At 72.0% G+C, this 19,882-nt stretch carries 19 protein-coding genes; 11 read left to right on the forward strand and 8 right to left on the reverse strand.

Annotated features, from left to right (window positions below; all coding sequences use genetic code 11):
• Positions 1-90 precede the first annotated feature (90 nt).
• Positions 91-1,569: a 3' terminal RNA ribose 2'-O-methyltransferase Hen1 gene (locus AC2XR2_RS33325; protein ID WP_491517050.1), complete on the forward strand. Its 1,479-nt coding sequence runs from the start codon at positions 91-93 to the stop codon at positions 1,567-1,569.
• Positions 1,566-4,109: a polynucleotide kinase-phosphatase gene (locus tag AC2XR2_RS33330; RefSeq protein ID WP_491517051.1), complete on the forward strand. Its 2,544-nt coding sequence runs from the start codon at positions 1,566-1,568 to the stop codon at positions 4,107-4,109. Before AC2XR2_RS33325 ends, AC2XR2_RS33330 begins: the two co-directional genes overlap by 4 nt.
• Positions 4,110-4,149: 40 nt before the next feature.
• Here the strand turns inward: AC2XR2_RS33330 and AC2XR2_RS33335 are convergent, their stop codons facing one another.
• Entirely contained in the window at positions 4,150-5,040 is an 891-nt protein-coding gene (locus AC2XR2_RS33335) for an NAD(+)/NADH kinase (RefSeq protein ID WP_381303720.1), read from the reverse strand.
• On the reverse strand, positions 5,037-6,041 hold the full coding sequence (locus AC2XR2_RS33340; protein ID WP_491517052.1) for an SPFH domain-containing protein: 1,005 nt from the start codon (positions 6,039-6,041) through the stop codon (positions 5,037-5,039). Before AC2XR2_RS33340 ends, AC2XR2_RS33335 begins: the two co-directional genes overlap by 4 nt.
• A gap of 123 nt (positions 6,042-6,164) precedes the next feature.
• Between AC2XR2_RS33340 and AC2XR2_RS33345 the strand changes: the two genes are divergently transcribed.
• The gene (locus AC2XR2_RS33345) at positions 6,165-7,388 is read left to right on the forward strand and encodes an arginine deiminase (protein WP_330263911.1); all 1,224 of its coding nucleotides are present in this window, start codon (positions 6,165-6,167) and stop codon (positions 7,386-7,388) included.
• A gap of 59 nt (positions 7,389-7,447) precedes the next feature.
• Positions 7,448-8,455, forward strand: a complete 1,008-nt coding sequence (gene argF, locus AC2XR2_RS33350) for an ornithine carbamoyltransferase (RefSeq protein ID WP_330263910.1) — start codon at positions 7,448-7,450, stop codon at positions 8,453-8,455.
• A 10-nt stretch (positions 8,456-8,465) separates the two neighbouring features.
• Here argF and AC2XR2_RS33355 read toward each other — a convergent pair whose 3' ends face one another.
• Positions 8,466-8,912: an ATP-binding protein gene (locus AC2XR2_RS33355; protein ID WP_491517053.1), complete on the reverse strand. Its 447-nt coding sequence runs from the start codon at positions 8,910-8,912 to the stop codon at positions 8,466-8,468.
• A 341-nt stretch (positions 8,913-9,253) separates the two neighbouring features.
• Between AC2XR2_RS33355 and AC2XR2_RS33360 the strand changes: the two genes are divergently transcribed.
• Positions 9,254-10,081 carry an enoyl-CoA hydratase family protein gene (locus AC2XR2_RS33360; RefSeq protein ID WP_491517054.1) on the forward strand — a complete coding sequence of 276 codons (828 nt, stop codon included), beginning with the start codon at positions 9,254-9,256 and terminating at the stop codon, positions 10,079-10,081.
• Entirely contained in the window at positions 10,066-12,402 is a 2,337-nt protein-coding gene (locus AC2XR2_RS33365; RefSeq protein ID WP_491517055.1) for a bifunctional salicylyl-CoA 5-hydroxylase/oxidoreductase, read from the forward strand. Before AC2XR2_RS33360 ends, AC2XR2_RS33365 begins: the two co-directional genes overlap by 16 nt.
• 31 nt (positions 12,403-12,433) lie before the next feature.
• On the opposite strand, the gene AC2XR2_RS33370 is transcribed toward AC2XR2_RS33365, so the two are convergent.
• Positions 12,434-13,246: a PaaX family transcriptional regulator gene (locus tag AC2XR2_RS33370; protein WP_491517056.1), complete on the reverse strand. Its 813-nt coding sequence runs from the start codon at positions 13,244-13,246 to the stop codon at positions 12,434-12,436.
• 15 nt (positions 13,247-13,261) lie between these two features.
• Positions 13,262-14,854: an AMP-binding protein gene (locus AC2XR2_RS33375; protein WP_491517057.1), complete on the reverse strand. Its 1,593-nt coding sequence runs from the start codon at positions 14,852-14,854 to the stop codon at positions 13,262-13,264.
• 146 nt (positions 14,855-15,000) lie between these two features.
• On the opposite strand from AC2XR2_RS33375, the gene AC2XR2_RS33380 reads away from it, so the two are divergent.
• Both AC2XR2_RS33380 and AC2XR2_RS33385 read left to right on the forward strand, forming a co-directional pair.
• Positions 15,001-16,176: an acyl-CoA dehydrogenase family protein gene (locus AC2XR2_RS33380; RefSeq protein WP_491517058.1), complete on the forward strand. Its 1,176-nt coding sequence runs from the start codon at positions 15,001-15,003 to the stop codon at positions 16,174-16,176.
• A 22-nt stretch (positions 16,177-16,198) separates the two neighbouring features.
• Positions 16,199-16,597: a RidA family protein gene (locus tag AC2XR2_RS33385; protein WP_491517059.1), complete on the forward strand. Its 399-nt coding sequence runs from the start codon at positions 16,199-16,201 to the stop codon at positions 16,595-16,597.
• A 22-nt stretch (positions 16,598-16,619) separates the two neighbouring features.
• Here AC2XR2_RS33385 and AC2XR2_RS33390 read toward each other — a convergent pair whose 3' ends face one another.
• A complete protein-coding gene (locus tag AC2XR2_RS33390) occupies positions 16,620-16,814 on the reverse strand; it encodes a DUF5999 family protein (protein WP_330263903.1) in 195 nt (64 codons plus the stop codon).
• 262 nt (positions 16,815-17,076) lie between these two features.
• Between AC2XR2_RS33390 and AC2XR2_RS33395 the strand changes: the two genes are divergently transcribed.
• Positions 17,077-17,505: a DUF6299 family protein gene (locus AC2XR2_RS33395; RefSeq protein ID WP_491517060.1), complete on the forward strand. Its 429-nt coding sequence runs from the start codon at positions 17,077-17,079 to the stop codon at positions 17,503-17,505.
• A 39-nt stretch (positions 17,506-17,544) separates the two neighbouring features.
• On the opposite strand, the gene AC2XR2_RS33400 is transcribed toward AC2XR2_RS33395, so the two are convergent.
• Positions 17,545-17,748, reverse strand: a complete 204-nt coding sequence (locus AC2XR2_RS33400) for a hypothetical protein (protein ID WP_381303741.1) — start codon at positions 17,746-17,748, stop codon at positions 17,545-17,547.
• A 168-nt stretch (positions 17,749-17,916) separates the two neighbouring features.
• Here AC2XR2_RS33400 and AC2XR2_RS33405 point away from each other — a divergent pair, with 168 nt between their 5' ends.
• Positions 17,917-18,606: a M24 family metallopeptidase gene (locus tag AC2XR2_RS33405; RefSeq protein WP_491517061.1), complete on the forward strand. Its 690-nt coding sequence runs from the start codon at positions 17,917-17,919 to the stop codon at positions 18,604-18,606.
• 7 nt (positions 18,607-18,613) lie between these two features.
• Here the strand turns inward: AC2XR2_RS33405 and AC2XR2_RS33410 are convergent, their stop codons facing one another.
• Positions 18,614-19,009, reverse strand: a complete 396-nt coding sequence (locus AC2XR2_RS33410; RefSeq protein ID WP_381303744.1) for a TOBE domain-containing protein — start codon at positions 19,007-19,009, stop codon at positions 18,614-18,616.
• Between the two features lie 148 nt (positions 19,010-19,157).
• Between AC2XR2_RS33410 and AC2XR2_RS33415 the strand changes: the two genes are divergently transcribed.
• Positions 19,158-19,835, forward strand: a complete 678-nt coding sequence (locus AC2XR2_RS33415; protein WP_449351094.1) for a class I SAM-dependent methyltransferase — start codon at positions 19,158-19,160, stop codon at positions 19,833-19,835.
• The last annotated feature ends 47 nt before the right edge of the window (positions 19,836-19,882 follow it).

The following is a 19,882-nucleotide window of genomic DNA, read 5'->3' on the forward strand; positions in this document are numbered from 1 at the left end:
TCGTCCTGCCGAGCCCCCAGGATCACCCTTCCTGGGGGCTCTCGCGCGCACGGCACCCCGTACCGTCCACCGGCCGGAGAGGCCCTCACCATGTTCCTGACCATCACCACCACCGGCACTCCCGAGCGCCCCGCGACCGACCTCGGCTTCCTGCTGCACAAGCATCCCGACAAGGCGCAGGCGTTCTCCACCTCCTACGGCAGGGCGCACGTCCTCTACCCCGAGGCGGACGATCAGCGCTGCACGGCCGCGCTGCTCCTGGAGGTCGACGCGGTGGCGCTGGTCAAGCGCGGCAAGGGCAAGGGCCGCGGCGGCGCCCCCGACGCGGCGCTCGCCCAGTACGTCAACGACCGCCCCTACGCGGCCTCTTCACTGCTCGCGGTGGCCCTGAGCGCGGTCTTTTCCAGCGCGATGCGCGGGGTGTGCACCGCCAAGCCCGAACTCCCCTCGCAGCCGCGGCCGTTGCGCATCGAGGTGCCCGCCGTCGCGGCCCGAGGCGGCCCGGAAGTCGTACGGCGGCTGTTCGAGCCGCTCGGCTGGACCGTGAGCGTCGAACCGGTCGCGCTGGACACCGAGTTCCCGGAGTGGGGCGACTCGCGCTATGTGCGGCTCGAACTGGAGTCCGCCGAGCTCACCGTCGCCGAGGCGCTGCGCCACCTGTACGTCCTCCTCCCCGTCCTCGACGACGCCAAGCACTACTGGGTGGCCTCCGACGAGGTCGACAAGCTGCTGCGGGCCGGCGAGGGCTGGCTGCCCGCGCACCCGGAGCAGAGGCTGATCACCAGCCGCTACCTGTCGCGCCGCTGGTCGCTGACGCGCGAGGCGATGGAGCGACTGGAGCTGGTCCGGCTCGCCGAGGCCGACGACAGCGAGGTCGAGGAGATCGACAACGCCGTCGAGGCGGAGACCGAGACCGAGGAGAAGCCGACCCCGCTCGCCGTGCAGCGCCGCGAGGCCGTCCTGGAGGCGCTGCGCGCCGCCGGTGCCGCCCGCGTTCTCGACCTCGGGTGCGGGCAGGGCCAGTTGGTGCAGGCGCTGCTCAAGGACCCGAGGTTCACCGAGATCGTCGGCGTGGACGTATCGGTGCGGGCGCTCACCATCGCCTCCCGGCGGCTCAAGCTGGACCGCATGGGGGAGCGGATGGCCTCGCGCGTCCAGCTCTTCCAGGGCTCGCTGGCCTACACCGACAAGCGGCTCAAGGGGTACGACGCCGCCGTGCTCAGCGAGGTCATCGAGCACCTCGACCTGCCCCGACTGCCCGCCCTGGAGTACGCGGTGTTCGGCGCGGCCCGCCCCCGTACCGTCCTGGTGACGACCCCGAACGTCGAGTACAACGTCCGCTGGGAGTCGCTCCCGGCCGGCCACGTCCGGCACGGCGACCACCGCTTCGAGTGGACCCGCGAGGAGTTCCGCACCTGGGCGGCCGCGGTGGCCGAACGGCACGGGTACGAGGTGAAGTTCACCCCGGTGGGACCGGACGACCCCGAGGTCGGGCCGCCCACGCAGATGGCCGTTTTCACATGGAACACCGCTGAGACCAGGACCGAGAAGGAGGCGAAGGCGGCATGACCGAGACCGTGAAGAAGGGGCGCACCCTCCCCGTCACCGACCTCTCCCTCGTGGTCCTCGTCGGCGCCTCCGGCTCCGGCAAGTCCACCTTCGCCCGGCGCCACTTCAAGCCGACCGAGGTGATCTCCTCGGACTTCTGCCGGGGCCTGGTCTCCGACGACGAGAACGACCAGGGCGCCACCAAGGACGCCTTCGACGTCCTGCACTACATCGCCGGCAAGCGGCTGGCCGCCGGCCGCCGCACCGTCGTCGACGCGACCAGCGTGCAGTCGGACTCCCGGCGCCAGCTGATCGACCTGGCCAAGCAGTACGACGTGCTGCCCATCGCCATCGTCCTGGACGTGCCCGAGGAGGTGTGCGCCGAGCGCAACGCGGCCCGCGCCGACCGGGCCGAGATGCCGGTCCGGGTCATCAAGCGCCACATCCGCGAACTGCGGCGCTCGATCCGTCACCTGGAGCGCGAGGGCTTCCGCAAGGTGCACGTCCTGCGCGGGGTCGAGGACATCGAGCACGCCACCGTCGTCACCGAGAAGCGCTTCAACGACCTGACCCACCTCACCGGCCCCTTCGACATCGTCGGCGACATCCACGGCTGCGCCTCCGAACTGGAGACCCTGCTCGCGAAGTTGGGCTACACCGACGGCGTCCACCCCGAGGGCCGTACCGCGGTCTTCGTCGGCGACCTCGTCGACCGCGGCCCGGACAGCCCCGGTGTGCTGCGCCGCGTGATGTCGATGGTCAAGTCGGGCAACGCGCTGTGCGTGCCGGGCAACCACGAGAACAAGTACGGCCGTTACCTCAAGGGCCGCAAGGTCCAGCACACCCACGGGCTCGCCGAGACCATCGAGCAGATGGAGCACGTCACGGACGAGTTCCGCGCCGAGGTACGGGAGTTCATCGACGGACTGGTCAGCCACTACGTCCTCGACGGCGGCCGCCTCGTGGTCTGTCACGCCGGTCTGCCGGAGAAGTACCACGGCCGCACCTCCGGCCGGGTCCGCTCGCACGCGCTGTACGGCGACACCACCGGTGAGACCGACGAGTTCGGGCTGCCGGTGCGCTACCCGTGGGCGGAGGACTACCGCGGCCGGGCGGCCGTGGTCTACGGCCACACCCCGGTCCCGGAGGCGACCTGGCTCAACAACACCATCTGCCTGGACACCGGCGCCGTCTTCGGCGGCAAGCTCACCGCGCTGCGCTGGCCGGAGCGGGAGCTGGTCGACGTACCGGCGGAAAAGGTCTGGTACGAGCCCGCCAAGCCGCTGAAGTCGGAGGCTCCCGGTGGTCAGGACGGCCGGCCGCTCGACCTCGCCGACGTGTACGGCCGCAGGGTCGTCGAGACCCGGCACCAGGGCCGGGTCGCCGTCCGGGAGGAGAACGCGGCCGCGGCGCTGGAGGTCATGAGCCGTTTCGCGGTGGACCCGCGGCTGCTGCCGTACCTCCCGCCGACCATGGCCCCGACGGCGACCAGTCACATCGAGGGCTACCTGGAGCACCCGGCCGAGGCGTTCGCGCAGTACGCCGCGGACGGTGTCGAGCGGGTCGTGTGCGAGGAGAAGCACATGGGCTCGCGGGCGGTGGCCCTGGTCTGCCGGGACGCGGAGGCGGCCCGCGGGCGCTTCGGTGTGGACGGTCCGACCGGCTCGCTGTACACCCGCACCGGCCGTCCGTTCTTCGACGACGAGTCGGTGACGGAGACGATCCTGGACCGGCTGCGCACGGCGATCGGCGAGGCCGGTCTGTGGGACGGACTCGACACGGACTGGCTGCTGTTGGACGCCGAGCTGATGCCGTGGTCGCTGAAGGCCGCCGGCCTGCTGCGGTCGCAGTACGCGGCCGTCGGCGCCGCGTCCGGCGCGGTGTTCCCGGGGGCGCTGGCAGCACTGGAAGGCGCCGCGGCACGCGGTGTCGAGGTCGCCGAGCTGCTGGCCCGCCAGCGCGCCCGCGCCTCGGACGCCGCCGCGTTCACCGACGCGTACCGCCGCTACTGCTGGACCACCGACGGCCTGGACGGCGTCCGCCTGGCACCGTTCCAGATCCTCGCGGTCCAGGGCCGCAGTCTCGCCGGGCTCCCGCACGACGAGCAGCTGGCCCTGCTGGACCGCCTGGTGGAGCACGACAGCACCGGCCTGCTCCAGACCACCCGGCGCCTCTACGTCGACACCGGTGACCCGGAGTCGGTGCGGGCGGGCGTCGACTGGTGGCTGGAGATGACCGGCCGCGGCGGCGAGGGCATGGTCGTCAAGCCGCTCGGCGCGGTGGTCCGCAGTACCGAGGGCCGCCTGGTCCAGCCCGGCATCAAGTGCCGGGGCCGGGAGTACCTGCGGATCATCTACGGCCCCGAGTACACCCGCCCGGAGAACCTCGACCGGCTGCGCAAGAGGTTCCTCAACCACAAGCGCTCCCTCGCGATCCGCGAGTACGCCCTGGGCCTGGAGGCCCTGGACCGGCTGGCGGAGGGCGAACCGCTGTGGCGGGTGCACGAGGCGGTGTTCGGGGTGCTGGCGCTGGAGTCGGAGCCGGTCGACCCCCGGCTGTGAGCCGCCGGGCGGAAGTGAGGGGTGACCCACCGGTCACCCCTCACCCCACCAACCGCAACCGCTCCCCGCACACCCCCACCTCCACCGTCTGCCCCCACGTCAGCTCCACCGCGTCCCCCTCCATCCCGTCCCCGAAGGCGATCAGCCGTTCGGACTCGACGGTGAGGCGGAGGCGGGCGCGGGCGGGGAGTTCGCCGGCGGTCAGGGTCGTGCCGGTGGCCGGGGACGGCCAGGCCTCGCGGACGAACCACACCAGGCGGTTCTCCGTAGGCTCCGGCAGCCGCAGGCGGGCACCCCGCTCCTGCCACACCGACCGGAGCCAGCCCGTGGCCCCCGTCCCCGTCCCCACCAGCACCCCGGAGGAAGCCTGGGCCTCGACGACACCCCCGTCGCCCTCCAGGCCCAGGCGGTATCGGGCGGTCTGATGACCGGCGGCGCCCAGGTAGATCTCGTTCAGCGCGACGAGCCGCTGGGTGTCGTCCGCGACGGCCTCGACCATCGTCAGCTCGTCGGCCTGCGCACCGGCCGCCGTCAGCAACTTCGCCGTGTCCCGCGGACGGTGGCGCACCAGCACGCCCGGGTTGCGGCCGGGCTCGGTGTCGATGCCCAACACCGGTTGCCCGGAGAGGTACTTGGCCGCATTGGCCACCAGACCGTCCTGCCCGACCACGACGACGACGTCCTCGGGGGCGAACAGGAAACGGTCCAGGTCGGCCCGCTCGACCCGGGCCTGACGCCAGGTCAGCGGAATCGCGGCGGTCACCTCGGCCAGTGCCCGCTGGGCGCGCTCGTGGCGCTCGGCGACCTCGCGGATGTCCCGGCCCCGGGAGGAGAGGAAGTAGGCCGCCTGGCCGTGGGTGCCGTGGTGGGCCACCAACTCCTCGTACTCCGTGGTGCGATGGACCAGGACGGCCCGTGGCGCGAGACTCACTCCGGCTCCCGTGCGCCCAGCCTGGCCAGCAGCCCCGTCAGCACATCCGGTGAGATCGTCACGCTGTCGATGTGCGGCAGGTTCTCCGCGAGCCGGGTCCCGGTGAGGGCGTGCAGGGTGGCGACGTCGACGTCCGCGTGCACCTGCAACCAGGCGGCCTGCGCCTGCGCCTTGGCGTCACCCACGGCGCGCACCTCGTCGGCCTCCGCACGGGCGAGCCGTACCGAACGGGCCGCCTCGGCCTCCGCCCGTACCGCGTCCGCGGCCGCGTGCTCCTCCGCCTCCCGGCGGGCGTTGGTGCCCCGCTGCTCCACCAACTGCTCTTCCCTGCGGGCGAGTTCGATCTGGCTGGCGAGTTCGTTCTCGGCGATGGCACGCTCCCGCTCGACGGCCACGGCCCGGCGTTCGTAGGTCGCCCGGTCCGCCTCCTGCTGGATCTGCTCGCGGGCCGGGGTGCGCAGCGCCCGCTCCACCTCCGGCTCGGGGCGCACCGCCATCACGCGTACGGCGACCACCTCGATGCCGGTGGCCGGCAGCCGGGGTTCGGCGTCCAGGCCCGCCCGGATCCGCTCGCGCACCGCGGACACGCCGTCGACCAGGGCGGACGACAGGGAGGTCCGGGTCAGGACGTCGAGCGCGTGCTGCTGGGCCGTCTCGGTGAGCAGGGTGCCCAGTTGCTCCAGGGGCGAGCCCCGCCACACCCCGGTGTCCGGGTCGATGGAGAAGTCCAGGCGGGCGGCGGCGAGGGCCGGGTCGCCGATCCGGTAGGTCACGGTCGCCTGCACGGCCACGTCCTGGAAGTCGGACGTACGGGCATGGAAGGTCATGGCCAACTCGCGGTCGTCGACCGGCACTTCGGAGAGCGCTGCGGTCAGTGCGCGGAACCAGAAGCTGAGTCCGGGGCCGTCGTGGAGCAGTGTGCCGCCACGGTGGTGCCGGATGTGCGCCGTGGGCGCGCCGCGCAGGTGGCGCCAGCCGAGGCGCCGGGTGATGTCGGCCATCAGTTCCCCTCTTTTCGTCTGCACGACGATAAGCGGACCGACCGTTTATCGTCAAGAGGACGACAACAGGAAATTCGTGCGAACGAAGGGGTCAAGCGGCTTTTCGTTGGTCAGGATGGAGGCATGGGATTCCATGTCGACTCCGAGGCCGGGCGGCTCAGCCGCGTCATCCTGCACCGGCCGGATCTCGAGCTCAAAAGGCTCACCCCCAGCAACAAGGACCAGCTGCTCTTCGACGACGTGCTGTGGGTGCGCCGGGCGCGCGCCGAGCACGACGGGTTCGCCGACGTGCTGCGCGACCGCGGGGTCGCCGTCCACCTCTTCGGCGACCTGCTCACCGAGGCCCTGGAGGTGCCGGCGGCCCGGTCCCTCGTCCTCGACCGCGTCTTCGACGAGAAGGAGTACGGCCCGCTGGCCACCGACCACCTGCGGTCCTGCTTCGAGACGCTGCCCGCCGCGGAGCTGGCGGAGGCGCTGGTCGGCGGCATGACCAAGCGGGAGTTCCTGGAGACGCACGCGGAGCCGACCTCCGTGCGCTTCCACGTCATGGACCTCGACGACTTCCTCCTCGCCCCGCTGCCCAACCACCTCTTCACCCGCGACACCTCGGCCTGGATCTACGACGGCGTCTCCGTCAACGCCATGAAGTGGCCCGCCCGGCAGCGCGAGACCGTCCACTTCGAGGCGATCTACCGCCACCACCCGCTCTTCCGCGACGAGACCTTCCACCTCTGGTCGGAGGGGCAGGCCGACTACCCGTCCACCATCGAGGGCGGGGACGTCCTCGTCATCGGCAACGGCGCGGTCCTCATCGGCATGAGTGAGCGGACCACGCCCCAGGCCGTCGAGATGCTCGCCCACAAGCTCTTCGCCGAGGGCTCCGCACAGACGATCGTGGCCCTGGACATGCCGAAGCGACGGGCCTTCATGCACCTCGACACCGTGATGACGATGGTCGACGGCGACACCTTCACCCAGTACGCCGGACTCGGCATGCTGCGGTCGTACACCATCGAACCGGGCGTCGGCGACAAGGAGCTCAAGGTCACCGACCATCCGCCGGAGCACATGCACCGCGCGATCGCCGCCGCGCTGGGCCTGGACGCGATCCGGGTGCTGACCGCCACCCAGGACGTGCACGCCGCCGAGCGCGAGCAGTGGGACGACGGCTGCAACGTCCTCGCCGTCGAACCGGGCGTCGTCGTCGCCTACGAACGCAACGCCACCACCAACACCCATCTGCGCAAGCAGGGCATCGAGGTCATCGAGATCCCGGGCAGCGAGCTGGGGCGGGGGAGGGGCGGGCCGCGCTGCATGAGCTGTCCCGTGGAAAGGGAGGCTGTATAGAAATGCTGAATATCGTATAGACTTCCAGAGTCCTGTTCTCATCCCGCTGGAGCGTCCCCATGGCGACCGTCCCCACCGCCCTCGCCGGGCGCCACTTCCTCAAGGAGCTCGACTTCACCGCCGAGGAGTTCCTCGGCCTGGTCGAGCTGGCCGCCGAGCTGAAGGCGGCCAAGAAGGCCGGGACCGAGACGCGCCGACTGAGCGGGAAGAACATCGCGCTGATCTTCGAGAAGACCTCCACGCGCACGCGGTGCGCGTTCGAGGTCGCCGCCGCGGACCAGGGCGCCTCCACGACGTACCTGGACCCCTCCGGCTCGCAGATCGGGCACAAGGAGTCCGTACGGGACACCGCGCGCGTCCTCGGTCGTATGTACGACGGGATCGAGTACCGCGGAGACAGCCAGCAGAAGGTCGAGGAGCTGGCCGCCTACGCCGGCGTGCCGGTCTACAACGGGCTCACCGACGACTGGCACCCCACCCAGATGCTGGCCGACGTGCTGACCATGACCGAGCACACCGCGAAGCCGGTGCCGGAGATCGCCTTCGCCTACCTCGGTGACGCGCGGTTCAACATGGGCAACTCCTATCTGATCACCGGCGCGCTGCTCGGCATGGACGTGCGGATCGTCGCCCCCAAGACCTACTGGCCCGCCCAGGACGTCGTCGAGCGGGCCCGCGCGCTCGCCGTGGACAGCGGGGCCCGGATCACCCTCACCGAGTCGCTGGAGGACGGCGTCCTCGGCGCGGACTTCGTCGCCACCGACGTCTGGGTGTCCATGGGGGAGCCCAAGGAGGTCTGGGACGAGCGGATCGCCGCGCTCGCGCCGTACGCGGTGACCATGGACGTGCTGCGGGCCACGGGCAACGCGGACGTGAAGTTCCTGCACTGCCTGCCGGCCTTCCACGACCTCGGGACCAAGGTGGGGCAGGAGATCTTCGAGACCCACGGGCTGGAGTCCCTGGAGGTCACGGACGAGGTGTTCGAGTCGGCGCACTCGGTGGTGTTCGACGAGGCGGAGAACCGGCTGCACACGATCAAGGCGGTGCTGGTGGCCACGCTGGCCTGAAGGAGCGTCCTCAGGCCGGGTTCCACTGGTGCGGCACCACCGGCAGCCGGAACCACACCGCCTTGCCGGTCTCGGTCGGGCGGTGCCCGCAGGACGAGCTGAGCGCCCTGATCAGGAGCAGGCCGCGGCCGTGCTCCTGCCAGGGGTCCGGGTCCTGGGTGTCCGGCTGGGTCAGATGGCCCGGCGGCGCCGGGTCCGGGTCGTGCACCTCCACCTGGCAGCCCGTGGGGAGCAGCTCGACCACGAGCTCTATGGGCGTGTCACCGGCCGTGTGCTCCACGGCGTTCGCCACCAGCTCGGCCGTCAGCAGCTCCGCGGTGTCGCAGTCCGCCCCGTGCTCCAGCTCGGCCAGCGCGGTGCGGACCAGGGCGCGCGCCACGGGCACGGCCGCGGCGGAGTGCGGCAGCGCGATGCGCCAGGAGGCGGAGGGGCGATCTTGCAAGGCGGGTCCGTTCATGAGCAGGCTGTCCTGCTTTCAACCGTATGAATGGTACGGCGCCGTCGGCAGGCTCGTCGGGCGGGCACCGTACGGGACCTTCGGCCCCGTTGGCAGGCGGCTTACCCGTAGCAACGGCTTGCCTCCCGGCGTCGATCCCGCCGTTGCCGCTCTGTCGACGAGCCGTGACGGATGTGACCGGTTCAGGTCACTCCGGCGTGCCCTCCATGGCTCGACCCCTACCGCGTTATCGCGCACTCGTGACGACAGTCAAAGATGAGTGATAGCTTCGATGGGTAGAGCGCCGCGTATCGCGCACCTCGCACCTCGCACCTCGCCCGAGCACGAGGAGGCCGCACCGCATGAGTCCCTTCACCGGCTCCGCCGCCCGCACCCCGGACTGGCGGCACCTGCGCGTCGACCTCGCCGACGGGGTCGCCACGGTCACCCTCGCCCGCCCCGAGAAACTCAACGCGCTCACCTTCGGCGCCTACGCCGACCTGCGCGATCTGCTCGCCGAGCTGTCCCGCGAGCGTTCCGTCCGGGCCCTGGTCCTGGCCGGCGAGGGCCGTGGCTTCTGCTCCGGCGGCGACGTCGACGAGATCATCGGCGCCACCCTGGCCATGGACACCGCCCAGCTCCTCGACTTCAACCGGATGACGGGCCAGGTCGTGCGGGCCGTACGGGAATGCCCGTTCCCGGTGATCGCGGCGGTGCACGGGGTGGCGGCGGGCGCCGGGGCGGTCCTGGCCCTCGCGGCGGACTTCCGCGTGGCCGACCCCACGGCCCGCTTCGCCTTCCTCTTCACCCGGGTCGGCCTGTCCGGGGGCGACATGGGCGCGGCCTACCTGCTGCCCAGGGTGGTGGGACTGGGCCACGCGACCCGACTCCTGATGCTCGGCGAACCGGTCCGCGCTCCCGAGGCCGAGCGCATCGGCCTGATCAGCGAGCTGACGGAGGAGGGCGACGCGGACAAGGCCGCTTCAGCCCTGGCCCGCCGCCTGGCCGAGGGCCCGGCACTGGCGTACGCCCAGACGAAGGCCCTGCTCACGGCCGAGCTGGACATGCCGTTGGCGGCCGCAGTGGAACTGGACGCATCAACCCAGGCCCTCCTGATGAACGGTGCGGACTACGCGGAGTTCCACCGGGCGTTCACGGAAAAGCGTCCTCCCAAATGGAGCGGACGGTGAGGACATCACCCTCAGGGGCGCGGGGAACTGCGCGACAAGCCCCCACTCACCCGCACCCGCAACGCATCGCAGTCATCGGCGGCGGCCCCGGCGGCCTCTACGCCGCCGCCCTGCTCAAACGCCTCGACCCCCGAAGAGAAGTGACCGTCTGGGAACGCAACGCCCCCGACGACACCTTCGGCTTCGGCGTGGTCCTCTCCGACGAAACCCTCGGCGGCATCGAGCACGCGGACCCTCACGTCTACGAGGCCCTCCAGCACCACTTCACCCGCTGGGACGACATAGACATCGTCCACAGAGGCACCCGCCAGACCTCCGGAGGCCACGGCTTCGCCGCCCTCGGCCGCAAACGGCTGCTCGAAATACTGCACGACCGCTGCCGCACCCTCGGCGTCGACCTCCGCTTCCGCACCCCCGCCCCGCCCGGCCTCGCGGACACGCACGACCTCGTCATCGCCGCCGACGGAGTCAACAGCACCACACGCGAGACCCACACCCATGTGTTCCGCCCCCATGTGACCTCGCACCACTGCCGCTACATCTGGCTCGCCGCGGACTTCCCCTTCGACGCCTTCCGTTTCGAGATCGCCGAGACCGAGCACGGCGTGATGCAACTGCACGGCTACCCCTACGCGGCCGACGCCTCCACCGTGATCATCGAGATGCGGGAGGAGGTGTGGCGGGCGGCGGGCTTCGCCGAACTGGACACGGCGGACTCCATCGACCGCTGCGCCAAGATCTTCACGGAAGCCCTCCGCGGCCGCCCCCTGCGCTCCAACAAGTCCACCTGGACCACCTTCCGCACGGTCGTCAACGAGCACTGGTCCCACGGCAACACCGTGCTGCTCGGCGATGCCGCCCACACCGCCCACTTCTCCATCGGCTCCGGCACCAAGCTCGCCGTCGAGGACGCCCTCGCCCTGGCCGCCTGTCTGGAGGAACAGCCGTCGGTGGAAAGGGCGTTGGCGGCCTACGAGGCGGAACGCAAACCGGTCGTCGCCTCCACCCAACGCGCCGCCCTCGCCAGCCTGGAGTGGTTCGAGAACCTCCGGCTGTACCTCGACCAGCCGCCCCGCCAGTTCGCCTTCAACCTGCTCACCCGCAGCCGCCGCGTCACCCACGACAACCTGCGGCTCCGCGACGCCCGCTTCACCGGAGCCGTGGAGCACGAGTTCGGCTGCGAACCCGGTACGCCCCCGATGTTCACCCCGTTCCGGCTGCGCGGGCTGACCCTGCGCAACCGGGTCGTCGTGTCGCCGATGGACATGTACTCCGCCACCGACGGCGTCCCCGACGACTTCCACCTGGTCCACCTCGGCGCCCGGGCGCTGGGCGGCGCCGGCCTGGTGATGACCGAGATGGTGTGTGTCTCACCCGAGGGCCGGATCACCCCCGGCTGCACCGGCCTCTACGACGGCGGGCAGGCCGCTGCCTGGAAGCGGATCACCGACTTCGTGCACACGCGGTCGCCGGGCACCGCGATCGGCGTGCAGCTCGGCCACAGCGGCCGCAAGGGCTCGACCAAGCTGATGTGGGAGGGCATCGACGAACCGCTGCCCGAGGGCAACTGGCCCGTCGTGGGGCCGTCCCCGATCCCGTACAAGGCCGCCAACCAGACCCCGCGCGAGCTCACCCTTGCCGAACTAGCCGACCTCCGAGAGCAGTTCACCGCGGCCGCCCGGCGTGCCGACCGCGCCGGCTTCGACCTGCTCGAACTGCACTGCGCGCACGGCTACTTGCTCTCCAGCTTCCTCTCTCCGCTGACCAACCGCCGTACCGACGCCTACGGCGGCCCACTCGCCGGACGACTCCGCTTCCCGCTGGAGGTCTTCGACGCCGTCAGAGAAGTGTGGCCGCGGGAACGGCCCATGACCGTCCGTGTCTCCGCCACCGACTGGGCCGAGGGCGGCAACACCGCCGTGGACGCCGTCGAGATCGCCCGCGCCTTCGCCGCGCACGGCGCCGACGCGATCGACGTGTCCACCGGGCAGGTCGTGGCCGAGGAGCAGCCGGAGTACGGGCGCTCCTACCAGACGCCGTACGCCGACCGGATCCGCCACGAGACCGGCGTCCCGGTGATCGCGGTCGGCGCGATCTCCTCCTGGGACGACGTCAACTCGCTGATCCTGGCCGGCCGTACGGACCTGTGCGCGCTGGCCCGCCCGCACCTCTACGACCCGCACTGGACGCTGCACGCGGCCGCCGAGCAGGGCTACGAAGGTCCCGGTGCCGTCTGGCCCGATCCGTACCGCGCGGGCAGCCGCCGCCCGCAGACCGGCCGCACGGACGCGCCCAAGCCCCGGCTGACCCTGGGGACTTGAGGGGCTTGCGAGAGCGGGGACGCCCGAGGGGTCACAGGCCCACGAAGGCGGCCCCCGCGTCCCGCAGCCGCTCGTGCAGCCCCCGGAACACCGCCGCCGCCCGCTCGCCCGGCCAGTCCTCCGGGAGCAGCGGGGTGGGCAGACCGGGGTCGGCGTAGGGGAGATGGCGCCAGGAGTCGAGGGCGAGGAGGTAGTCGCGGTAGGCCTCCTCGGGCGGGGTGTCGGCCCGGTCCTCCCAGGCGTGCAGCACGCGCGCGTGGCGGTCCAGGAACGCCTCGTGCTCCTTGGCGATCGCGGCCAGGTCCCACCAGCGGGCCACGGCCTCGACGGTCGCCGCGAAGCCGAGGTGCTCGCCGCGGAAGAAGTCGACGTACGGGTCCAGGCGGAGCCGCTGGAGGGTGTGCCGGGCCTCCTCGTACAGCCGCGCCGGGGCGATCCACACCCCGGGGGCCGCCGTGCCGAAGCCGAGTCCGGCCAGGCGTGAGCGCAGCACGTGCCGCTTCTGCCGCTCCGACTCGGGCACCGAGAACACGGCGAGCACCCAGCCCTCGTCCTCGGGCGGCCGTACGGCGTAGATGCGCCGGTCGCCGTCGTCGAGGAGCTGGCGGGCGTCCGGCGAGAGCTCGTAGCCGGCCGCGCCCTGGGCCGTTCGGGCCGGAAGCAGCAGTCCGCGCCGTTTGAGCCGGGACACCGAGGACCGTACGGAAGGGGCGTCCACGCCGACCGCGGCCAGCAGCCGGATCAGTTCGGCGACGGGCACGGGACCCGGGACGAAGCGGCCGTAGGCGCCGTAGAGCGTGACGATGAGAGACCGTGGTGCATGCTGGTCGGACACGTTGATCATCTTAGGTCGTGTGGATCACTGCTGGTCACCATCGGTGCGCAGCCTGAACCGCTGGAGTTTGCCGGTCGCCGTGCGCGGCAGCGCGTCCATGAAGACGATCTCGCGCGGACATTTGTAGGGCGCCAGCTCGGCCTTGACGAACGTGCGCAGCGCCTCGGCGTCCCGTTCGACGCCCTCCTTGAGGACGACGTGGGCCACCACCACCTGGCCGCGCGCCTCGTCGGACCGCCCCACCACGGCCGCCTCGACGACGTCCGGGTGCCGCAGGAGCGCGTCCTCGACCTCCGGACCCGCGATGTTGTACCCGGCCGAGATGATCATGTCGTCCGCGCGGGCCACATAGCGGAAGTACCCATCGTTCTCGCGGATGTATGTGTCCCCGGTGATGTTCCAGCCGTCCCGCACGTACTCGCGCTGGCGTGGGTCGGCGAGATAGCGGCAGCCGACGGGACCGCGCACGGCGAGCAGCCCGGGCTCGCCGTCGGGCCGTTCACGGCCCGTCTCGTCGACCACGCGCGCCTGCCACCCGGGCACGGGGACCCCGGTCGTCCCCGGCCGGATGTGCTCGTCGGCGGCGGAGATGAAGATGTGCAGCAGCTCGGTGGCGCCGATGCCGTTGACGATGCCGAGACCGGTCCGCTCCTGCCAGGCCCGCCAGGTCGCCGCGGGCAGGTTCTCGCCCGCGGAGACACAGCGGCGCAGGGAGGAGACGTCGTACGCGTCGAGCTCGTCCAGCATCGCGCGGTAGGCGGTCGGGGCGGTGAACAGGACGGAGACCCGGTGCTCGGCGATCGCCGGCAGCAACTGCTTGGGGTGGGCCTGTTCCAGCAGGAGGGAGCCGGCGCCCGCTCGCATCGGGAAGATCACCAGGCCGCCGAGCCCGAAGGTGAAACCGAGCGGGGGACTGCCGGCGAAGATGTCGTCCACATGTGGTTGAAGCACATGCTTGGAGAAGGTGTCGGCTATCGCGAGCACATCCCGATGGAAGTGCATACAGCCCTTGGGTCGTCCGGTGGTCCCCGAGGTGAAGGCGATCAGCGCCACGTCGTCGGCAGCGGTCTCCACGGCGCGGTACGGCGTCCCGGGCGCCTCGCGGTTCAGGAGGTCGTCGGGGGCGTCGCCGCCGTACGTCGTGATCCTGAGGCCCGGTATCTCGGCCTTGGCGAGGTCGTCGACGGCGCGTATGTCGCACAGGGCGTGCTCGATGCGCGCGATCTCGCACATCGTGGCCAGCTCGTGCGGCCGCTGCTGGGCCAGCACCGTCACGGCGACCGCGCCCGCCTTCAGGACCGCCAGCCAGCAGGCCGCGAGCCACGGTGTGGTCGGGCCGCGCAGCAGGACGCGGTTGCCGGGGACGACCCCGAGGTCCCCGCTGAGCAGGTGCGCCAGCCGGTCCACGCGGGCGCGCAGGGTGCCGTACGTCCAGGTGTCCCCGGCGGGGGTGTGGAAGACCGGCCGGTCGTCGGGCGGGCCCGTCAGCAGTTCGGCGGCGCAGTTCAGCCGATCGGGGTACCGCAGCTCCGGCAGGTCGAAGCGGAGCTCCGGCCACTGGTCGGGAGGCGGGAGGTGGTCGCGCGCGAAGGTGTCGACGTGGGCCGAGACGTGCATGGCGGGTCGCCCCCTGCCTTGTGGGCCGCGTGGGCCGCCTTGTGGGCGTCGATGGTGGGCTCGCACAAGGAGCGTATCGTGTTGGTGACGACAGTCAACGGCACGCGATACTGTCGTAGGGCCCTGTCGACGAGAAGGGACCTGAGATGCCCGCATTCTCGCTCGAACCGTCACAGACCGCCCGTTGTGCACAGCTGCGCGCCCTCGCCGCGGAACGGCTGCGCCCGCTCGCGGAGAAGGGCGAGCCGGGCCATGTGAACCGTCCCCTGATCGCCGAGCTGGGCCGACTCGGCCTGCTGGAGCGGCTGTTCACCTCCGGCGCGCTGGACCTCTGCCTGATGCGGGAGTCCCTCGCGTACGCCTGCACGGAGGCCGAGACAGCCCTCGCCCTCCAGGGCCTGGGCGCCCACCCCGTCCACGCCCACGGCACCCCGGCCCAGCGGGACCGCTGGCTGCCGGCGGTGAGCGAGGGCAGCGCGGTGGCGGCGTTCGCGCTGAGCGAGCCGGGGGCGGGGTCGGACGCGGCGGCGCTGGGCTTGCGGGCGGAGCGGGATCCGGGCTCGTCGGCCGATCCGCCGGCCCAGCCGGTCGCCGTCCCCGACGGGGCCTCCCGGTGGCGGCTCACCGGCGAGAAGTGCTGGATCTCCAACGCTCCCGAGGCCGACTTCTACACCGTCTTCGCCCGGACCACGCCCGGCGCCGGTGCCCGGGGCGTGACCGCGTTCCTCGTGCCCGCCGACCGGCCCGGGCTCACCGGCGGCGCGCTCGACATGCTCTCCCCGCACCCCATCGGCACCCTCGCCTTCGACGCCGTGCCGGTGAGCGCCGACGACGTCCTCGGTGAGGTCGACCGCGGGTTCCGGGTCGCGATGGGCACACTCAACCTCTTCCGGCCCAGCGTCGGCGCCTTCGCGGTCGGCATGGCGCAGGCGGCACTCGACGCGTCCCTCGCGCACACCGCTCAACGGGACGCGTTCGGCGGCAAGTTGCGGGACCTGCAGAGCGTCGCCCACACGGTCGCCGAGATGGCGCTGCGCACGGACGCGGCCCGGCTCATGGTGTACGCGGCGGCGACGGCGTACGACGAAGACGCCCCGGACGTACCGAAGCGGGCGGCGATGGCGAAGCTGCTCGCGACCGAGACCGCGCAGTACGTCGTCGACACCGCGGTCCAACTCCACGGCGCCCGCGCCCTTCAGCGCGGTCATCTGCTGGAGCACCTGTACCGGGAGGTGCGCGCCCCGCGCATCTACGAGGGGGCGAGCGAGGTCCAACGGGGCATCATCGCCAAGGAGTTGTACGCGAATCCGGCGGTCCGGTGAACGCCGGCGAGAGGGAGGCCCCGTGAGTGCCGAGCGCGTCAACCCGCCCGAGCTCTCCCCGCCGACCGGCTTCTCGCACGCGGTCGTGGCCACCGGCTCGCGGGTGGTCTTCCTGGCGGGGCAGACGGCCCTGGACGCCGACGGGAAAGTGGTGGGGGCGTCCCTGCCCGAGCAGTTCGAGCGGGCGCTCACGAACCTGCTGACCGCGCTGCGGGCCGCGGGGGGCACACCCGCGGATCTCGCCCGCGTCACCGTCTACACCACCGACATCGCCGACTACCGCACCCACGTCCGCGAACTCGGCCGTATCTGGCGGGAGGCGGCGGGCCGGGACTATCCGGCGATGGCGGTCGTCGAGGTCGTACGGCTCTGGGACGACCAGGCGGCGGTGGAACTCGACGGCTTCGCGGTGCTGCCCTAGCCTCGCGGCTCCGGGAACCGGGTCAGGCGGCGACGGCCAGCTGGGCGAGCGGCGAGCGGTGCGGCGCGACGATCCGTCCGTCGGGCAGCAGCTCACCGGTGTCGTCGAAGACGATCGCGCCGTTGCACAGCAGGTTCCAGCCCTGCTCGGGGTGGGCGGCGACGACGTGCGGAGCGGTGCTGTCGGACGCAGGGCACGAAGACTGGTGAGAACACATGGCGCACCTCCACATTGGTGGGACCGTCCCCATGGGGTCCGTATCCGTATGTGTAGACCATGCTCCCGCCGCGAACTCATCGGAACGGCTCGACATGAAGCGTGACAACACGCGGACAACTCTCGGACCGTTCCACGACGCTCGATGCGGACTCGCCACCGAAGGAGTGACGATCACGGCTGTCGGCGCGCGTTCCCGGTAGCAGTGGAGGGCCCCGCTCCACTCAGCGGAGACCCCGCCCCATTCATCCGGGAGGCATCCCATGTCCGTCCGCTCCGTCCTCGCCGCCACCGCCGGTGCCGCGCTGTTCCTGCTCGCAGCTCCCGCGCTGCCCGCGCAGGCCGACCCGTACGAGACGGTCACCGTCGACCCCGTCGGCCGTATCGCCACCGACGGCACCGTCACGCTCTCCGGCACCTACCGCTGCACCGGCGGCACCGGTCCCGTGTTCGTCAGCTCCTCCGTGGGGCAGCGCTCCGAGTCGGTCCGGCACGGCATCGGCGGTACCCGCGCGGTGTGCGACGGCGTCGAGCACGTCTGGGCGAACACCGGCAAGCCCACCCCGGGCTCCCTCGAAGCCGGACAGGCCCGGGTGGAGGCCACCCTCATGGAACTCAGCCCCCAGGGCGGCCTGCTGCTGCCCCGCTTCCACGCGACCGAGCAGCAGGACATCACGCTGACGAAGAGCTGAGCGCGGCCGGGCCCGACAGCCGGTGCCGGCCGGCACCGCTCACCGTACGAGTCTGATCTCCGGAGGCCACAGCACCCCGTCGGCCAGCAGCAGTGCCGGGCCCAGGTGTTGCGGACACACCACCAGCGGTGGCCGCGCGTGGCAGGAGATCTCGAAGCGCGCCCGGGCCCCGCACTCCGCCCCGTCCCGCGGTCCGGAGTGCCGGCTCGCGCACCGCCGTACGGGCGTGCCGTCCGAGGCCATGGTCTCCTCCTCCGATCAGGCGGCCCGGGCCGGACGGACCCACCCCAGGCACTGCCTTCACGCTAGGAAGGGGCCGCCCGGGCGGCCCGCCCGGGGGGCCATCCGGGTGAGGGAACCCGGGAGTAAATCCCTTTGCCGGGGATGATCGGGATGATTACGGTCGGCCCCATGGCGGACGACGAACCCACGCGCGCGGCCAAGCTGCTGAACGCCCAGGCGAAGGCCGAGCGGCTCTTCGCGGAGATCGAGGCGCGCGGGCTGATCGCGCCGGGCGAGGGGGAGCGGGCGGTCAGCGACCGGATCCGGGACCTGGCCAACGAGCTGTTCGGCACCACCCGGCACTGGCACAAGCGGATCGTGCGCTCCGGACCGAACACGCTCCAGCCGTACCGGGAGAACCCGCCGGACCGCGTGATCGGCGCGGACGACATCGTCTTCGCCGACTTCGGTCCGATCTTCGAGGAGTACGAGGCCGACTTCGGCCGCACCTTCGTCCTCGGCGACGACCCGGTCAGGCACCGTCTCCGCGACGACCTGCCGCGGATCTTCGCCGCGGGCCGGAAGTTCTTCGAGGCCGACCCGGACATCACCGGCGCGCGTCTGTACGCCGAGGTGGCGCGACTCGCCGCCAACTCCGGTTGGCAGCTGGGCGGTTGGCACGCCGGGCACCTCGTCGGTGAGTTCCCGCACGAGTGGATCGACGGTGCCGACGTGGAGTCGTACATCGCCCCCGCCAACGACACGCCGCTGCGCCGTACCGACAAGGCGGGACGTCGTTGCCACTGGATCCTGGAGATCCATCTCGTCGACGGTGAGCGGGAGTTCGGCGGCTTCTACGAGGAACTGCTCACGCTCTGACCGCGTTTCAGGCGCGGTCGATGTGCACGTTCGTCGACTTCACGCGGGCGATGGCCTCCACGCCGACCTCCAGGCCGAGTTCCTCCACGGCCTCCCGCGTCAGGAGGGACACCAGCCGGTGCGGCCCCGCCTGGATCTCCACCTGCGCCGCGACGTCGCCGAGCTTGACGGCGGTGACGATGCCGGGGAAGGCGTTGCGGACGGAGGTGTGGGAGGTCTCCTCGTCACCGCCGTCGCCCTTGGCGAGTTCCACGGAGAAGGCGGCCAGGTCCTTCCCGTCGATGAGGCGCCGCCCGCCCTCGTCCCGGTGCGTGGGAACCCGCCCGGCGTCCGCCCACCGCCGCGCGGTGTCGGGACTCACGCCGAGCAGCCGTGCGGCCTGGCCGATCGTGTAGGACTGCATGGGCGCCAAGATAGGCGATCCACGGCGACGGGACGCACGTCAGCCCACAGGCTCCGTACATCGCGGGGCAGCGGGCGGCGGCGCGGAGGTTTTGCCGGAACGGCAACAGCGCTGGCCCCACCGGGACCCGAGGGGTGACGGTGGGCCCGTGACTCACGACAACGCGGGATCGACCGTGTCCAGGACCCCCCTGCCCGCCGACGGATACGTCGGGGACCCCGAGGTGCGGGCGGAGTGGGACAACCGCTACGCCGACCGGCCACAGCTGTGGAGCGGACGGCCCAACGGCGCGCTGGTGGCCGAGGTCGCCGGGCTCACGCCCGGACGGGTGCTCGACGTCGGCTGCGGCGAGGGTGCCGACGCCGTCTGGCTCGCGCGCGGCGGCTGGGACGTGACCGCCCTTGAGGTCTCGGGCGTGGCGCTGGAGCGGGCCGCGGGGCACGCGCGCGACGCCGGTGTCGCCGTGCGCTGGATCCACGCCGAACTGACGGAAGCGGAGCTCGTGCCGGGCTCCTTCGACCTGGTCTCCGCGCAGTACCCGGCCCTGCTGCGCACCCCCGACGCGGCGGCCGAGCGGGCGCTGCTCGCGGCCGTCGCCCCCGGTGGCGTCCTGCTGGTCGTGCACCACGCGGGGATGGACACCCAGCACCCGCACGACAGCGAGTTCGACCCGGCCGACTACGTCTGGCCCGCGATGGTCGCCGCGCTGTTCGACGACGACTGGGAGGTGGAGGTGGACGAGCAGCGGCCCCGGCCGGCCCCCGAGGGAGGCGCCGGCGCGCACCACACCGACGACGTGGTGCTGCGGGCCCGCCGACTGCGCTGAAGGTCCCCTCGGGCGGTGTGGCGGGCACGGTGACTTCTCTCACGCCT

Source organism: Streptomyces sp. LS-MS-L19 (genome assembly GCF_058382285.1).